The organism is Thiomonas sp., from assembly GCF_054608695.1.
This window is the reverse complement of the sequence record NZ_JBTRXV010000180.1, coordinates 1-3,667: the sequence shown is the minus strand read 5'-3', so window position 1 is coordinate 3,667 and position 3,667 is coordinate 1. Positions and strand designations below refer to the sequence as shown.

The 3,667-nt window shown below is 64.2% G+C and carries 3 protein-coding genes and 2 pseudogenes; all 5 read right to left on the bottom strand.

The window, feature by feature from the left end:
- Positions 1–491 (bottom strand): annotated as a pseudogene (locus ACYCUK_RS23880) (formate dehydrogenase); the annotation flags it as partial.
- Positions 492–608: 117 nt separating this feature from the next.
- The gene (locus ACYCUK_RS23875; protein WP_461597073.1) at positions 609–860 is read right to left on the bottom strand and encodes a formate dehydrogenase; all 252 of its coding nucleotides are present in this window, start codon (positions 858–860) and stop codon (positions 609–611) included.
- Between the two features lie 202 nt (positions 861–1,062).
- Positions 1,063–2,724 carry an MFS transporter gene (locus ACYCUK_RS23870; protein WP_461597072.1) on the bottom strand — a complete coding sequence of 554 codons (1,662 nt, stop codon included), beginning with the start codon at positions 2,722–2,724 and terminating at the stop codon, positions 1,063–1,065.
- A 316-nt stretch (positions 2,725–3,040) separates the two neighbouring features.
- Positions 3,041–3,364, bottom strand: coding sequence for a DUF1840 domain-containing protein (locus ACYCUK_RS23865; RefSeq protein ID WP_461597071.1), 324 nt, complete (start codon positions 3,362–3,364; stop codon positions 3,041–3,043).
- A gap of 82 nt (positions 3,365–3,446) precedes the next feature.
- Positions 3,447–3,667, bottom strand: a pseudogene (locus tag ACYCUK_RS23860) (SAM-dependent methyltransferase); the annotation flags it as partial.

Genomic DNA, 3,667 nt, shown 5'->3' with positions numbered 1-3,667 from the left:
AGCGCCTGGTCCCAGGAAATGCTCTGGTACTTGCCGTCCACCAGCTTCATCGGGTAACGCAGGCGGTGGTCGCCACGGCCGTGGTCGCGCAATGCGGCACCCTTGGCGCAATGCGCGCCCAGATTGATGGGCGACTCGAACACCGGATTCTGTCGCACCCAGACACCGTTCTCCACCATCGCGTCGGAGGCACAGCCGACCGAGCAATGGGTGCAGACCGTGCGCCGCGTGACCACGCCCTTGCTGCCTGGCGCGCCGGGGGCCAGGGTGCCGGCGGCATCGGCCTTCTGCACCAGGCGCAACTGCGAGCCGATCAAGCCGGCGCCGACGCCGAGCCCCAGACCGAGGCCGGAGCGGCGCAGGAATGCGCGGCGATCGACTGTGGGCAAGGCATGCGTCAAGCCACGCTTGAGCTGCGCGATCCAGGGGCTGGGCGAGACCTGCGATGGATCCTTGGCCTGCACATCGGATGACTGACGCTTGAGCAACATGAGGTGACTCCTGGACATGGCGGCCCACTTCAGGGGCGAGACTTCTCAAGGAAGAGCTTGATCGCAGCAATCAGGCGGCGGCATGTGGCAGCGCGAGGGCAACCGCATCACATCGATTCAATACCTGGCCGTGCGGTAATAGCTGCGGATGTTGCCGGTGAGGCGATAGCCGGCTGCGCTTGGGAGCGTTGAGTCTGCGTCCTGACCCTTGGCTGGCACGAGGCGCGCCGCTTCGGCAGCCTTCACGGTTGCGCCGTAGGCAAGGGCCGCACCACCTGCCGCGACCGTCACGGCACCAAGGCCGCGCAAGATGGAACGTCGCCCGGTGGCCTGGTGTTTGGGCGACTTGGGCTTGCTGGTTGGCTGCATCGTGAGTCTCCTGAAATGAACGTCGGTCAATCCAGATGCTTTGAGCTTGCAATCAATGTGCGCGCCCGATGAGGGGCTTTCAAGCAGAAAAACTTGTCGCAAACAGCCCTATTCCAAGCCGGGGAACGCGCCCAAAATGGCCCGTGCGAAGCGGGCCGTACTGCGAGGTTCATGCGAGTCTTGTGGCTTCTTTTCAGTGCTTTCAGTCGTGCGCGTAAATGTCGCGGTCCTTGGTCTCCGGCAGGAAGAACAGGCCGATGACGAAGGTTGCGCTGGCGACGATGATGGGATACCACAGGCCGTAGTAGATATTGCCGTTCTGCGCCACCAGGGCGAAGGCGATGGTGGGCAGCAGGCCGCCGAACCAGCCGTTGCCGATGTGATACGGCAAGCTCATCGAGGTGTAGCGGATGCGGGTGGGGAACAGCTCCACCAGGGCCGCAGCGATGGGGCCGTAGACCATGGTGACGTAGATCACCAGCAGCACCAGGATGGCGGTGACCATGGGCTTGTTGATCTTCGCCGGGTCGGCCTTGGCCGGGTAGCCCGCAGCCTTGATGGCTGCGCCGATGTCCTTCTTCAGCGCCGTCTCTTTCTCCTTGAACTCAGGCCCGGGCATGCCCTTGCCGTTGAAGGTCGGAATGACCTGGCTGCCCACCTGGATTTGCGCCACGCCAGTGCCGGCCACGTTGGTGTAGTTCACCGAAGAGGCTGCCAGCATCTGCTTGGCGATGTCGCACGAGCTGGTGAACTTGGCCGTGCCGGTGGGGTTGAACTGGAACGAGCACTCGGCCGGGTCGGCCACCAGGGTCACGGGAGTCTTGGCGAGGGCCTTGGCCAGGTCGGGGTTGGCGGCGTCGGTCAGCGCGTGGAACAGCGGGAAATAGGTCAGCGCAGCCAGCAGGCAACCGGCAAGAATGATGGGCTTGCGGCCGATCTTGTCCGACAGCCAACCAAAGAGCAGGAAGAAAGGCGTGCCGATGAGCAAGGACAGGCCGATGAGCAGATTGGCGGTGATGCCATCCACCTTGAGGGTTTGCGTCAGGAAAAACAGCGCGTAGAACTGCCCCGCGTACCACACCACCGCCTGCCCGGCCACCAGGCCCAGCAAGGCGAGGATGACGTACTTGAGGTTGCCCCATTTGCCGAACGATTCGGTCAGCGGCGCCTTGGAGGTCTTGCCCTCTTGCTTCATGCGCACGAAAGCGGGCGACTCGTTGAGCTTGAGGCGGATCCACACCGAGATGCCCAGCAGGAAGATGGAAACCAGAAAGGGCACGCGCCAGCCCCAGTCGTTGAATGCGTCCTCGCCCAGCGTGGTGCGCAAACCGAGGATGACCAGCAGCGAGAGGAACAGCCCGAGCGTTGCCGTGGTCTGGATCCACGAGGTGTAGGCGCCGCGCTTGCCGCGCGGTGCATGCTCGGCCACATAGGTGGCGGCACCGCCATACTCACCGCCCAGCGCCAGGCCCTGCAGCAGGCGCAGGGCGATGAGGATGACGGGAGCGGCCACGCCGATGGCGGCGTAGCTGGGCAACAGACCCACGATGAAGGTGGCCATGCCCATGATCAGGATGGTGATCAGGAAGGTGTACTTGCGCCCGATCATGTCGCCGAGCCGCCCGAACAGGAGTGCGCCGAAGGGCCGCACGATGAAGCCGGCGGCGAACGCCAGCAGGGCGAAGATGAAGGCCGATCCGGGGTCGAGGCCGGCGAAGAACTTCTTCGCGATGATGGCGGCCAGCGAACCGTAAAGATAAAAGTCGTACCACTCGAACACGGTGCCGAGCGACGAGGCAAAGATGACCTTGCGCTCCTCGCCGGACATTGGACGCGGTGCGGCGTCCAGGGTGACTGCAGCCATCGAACTGTCTCCTCATTCTGTTGGCGTTCGTGCAAGACCAAGACGCACGAATCGCATGGATTTGGGGTGGCTCGCAGCCGGCCTCCATTCGTAACACGACATGCGCTGATGTTACGAAGTGTGAGGATTGTTGAGGTGGCATCTGACCGCTTGCTGACAGCGAGGCGCCAAAAACATCCGGGGATTCCCGGAGTCAACCCCGGGCTCGACACGGCGCAAAGCCCTGCTCGCCGGAGCGCCGGGATGTTGCGCCGAGCCGGCGGACAGCCGCGCCATGGGGCAACGCTCGACCCCGCTCGCCAGCCTCGAACCCGCGTCAAACGCCCCAGACGATGGGCTTGTCGGCATCGAGGCTGCGCTTGAGCAGTTGGATGAAGGGCCAGGCACGCTGATGTAGCGTGATGGGCTGGGCGCCGCCGGGAGCGGTCGCAGCGGGCTCAACCGCGGTAGCCGTGCTCGGGTCGGCCTGGCCCTCCGCCGCCACGGCGGCTTCCAGCTTGGCGATGGCCTGCGCCATCTCGCCAGGCTCGATGATGCCCTGCGGCCCGGCTGGTTTGCCGATGATGGCCAGGATGCGCTCGGCTGGCCCCTGATTCATGAACAGATCGGAGTCGGCTTGGGACTTGAATTTGTAGAGCATGATGGCTGGAATGGGAAGTGGGTGGAAAACCCGTTGCCGGGGCGAGGTGCGGTGCGCCAGCAAACCGTCCCGACGCCAACGCTCAAACCGTTTTGCGACTTTGCAGGCGCTGGGGACCGAGGGGTGTCTGTGTCTTTGGCTTGGCCTGGTTGGCAGCTTGCGTGTAAATGTACTCACGATTGAACGGATATTCACTTTGCGCCGCGCGCAGCGTGGTGGCGGGCTCCTGGCGGGCCTCCACCACGCCATCGGGATGCGAGCCCAGCACCTGGAACAGCGAGATCCAGCCCTGCTCGAAGCCCA

Bases quoted from the DNA above. Each gene is read 5' to 3' on its own strand.
- ACYCUK_RS23870 (WP_461597072.1), bottom strand. From the start codon at position 2,724: ATGGCTGCAGTCACCCTGGACGCCGCACCGCGTCCAATGTCCGGCGAG.
- ACYCUK_RS23875 (WP_461597073.1), bottom strand. From the start codon at position 860: ATGCAGCCAACCAGCAAGCCCAAGTCGCCCAAACACCAGGCCACCGGG.
- ACYCUK_RS23865 (WP_461597071.1), bottom strand. From the start codon at position 3,364: ATGCTCTACAAATTCAAGTCCCAAGCCGACTCCGATCTGTTCATGAAT.